Origin of the sequence: Xanthomonas sp. SHU 308 (assembly GCF_000364645.1) — a bacterium.
Lineage (GTDB): Bacteria > Pseudomonadota > Gammaproteobacteria > Xanthomonadales > Xanthomonadaceae > Xanthomonas_A > Xanthomonas_A sontii.
Genome location: NZ_AQOK01000637.1, coordinates 1 through 770, shown reverse-complemented (window position 1 = coordinate 770; position 770 = coordinate 1). Strand labels below are relative to the sequence as shown.

Annotated in this window: 1 protein-coding gene and 1 pseudogene; both read left to right on the top strand. The window is 74.7% G+C overall.

The features are described from left to right. Positions 1–346 (top strand): annotated as a pseudogene (locus tag D588_RS25260) (histidine kinase); the annotation flags it as partial. Between the two features lie 113 nt (positions 347–459). Continuing rightward, positions 460–770 (top strand): STN domain-containing protein (locus D588_RS25255; protein ID WP_026144614.1); only part of this gene is annotated, 311 nt, incomplete at its 3' end.

The window sequence follows — 770 nt, the reverse complement described above, 5'->3', positions numbered from 1 at the left end:
GGGCGCGCCGCAGGCGCCGCCGCTGCTGCTGCATGCCGGCAGCATCGCCCAGGCCGGGCCGCACGGGGTGCTGGTACGCCGGGTCGCGCTGGCCGAGGCCGAGCGCGCGCTGGACTGGCGCAGCGGCTACCTGAGTTTCGACGACACCCCGCTGCAGGCAGCGGTGGCCGAGTTCAACCGCTACAACACGGTCAAGCTGCAGGTCGCCGATGCCGGTGCCGCGGCGCTGCGGGTCGGCGGCAACGTGCGCTGGTCCAACGTCGACGCCTTCGTGCGCCTGCTCGAACAGGGGTTCCCGATCCGCGCCGAGCGCCACGGCGACACGGTGCTGTTGCACAGCCGGTAAGCCGTCCCGCGCCGGGCCGGCGCGGCGGCGGGGGGATTTGTCGGTCTCGTTCGTCTGGAGCTACTGAGGCGCGCTCCGCGCCCGTTTGGGGAGAAAACTCGATGCGGTATCCGATGCGTGCCCTGCTGCTGAGCATGGCCTGTGCGAGCGCCTGTGCGGCGCAGGCGCAACCCGCTGCCGTTGCCGCCACCGGCACGGTGGACGTCCCCGCCGGCCCGCTGCGCGCGGCGCTGGACACCCTGGCGCGGCAATCCGGCGCGCAACTGATCTACCGCGCCGACCAACTGGGCCAGGCCCGCAGCGGCGGCGCGCACGGCCAACTGGACACCGCACAGGCGCTGCAGCAGGTGCTGCGCGGCAGCGGCTTCGTCGCCCAGCGCGACCCCTCCGGCGCGTGGCTGGTGCGGCGCCAGGAGCCGGCCCC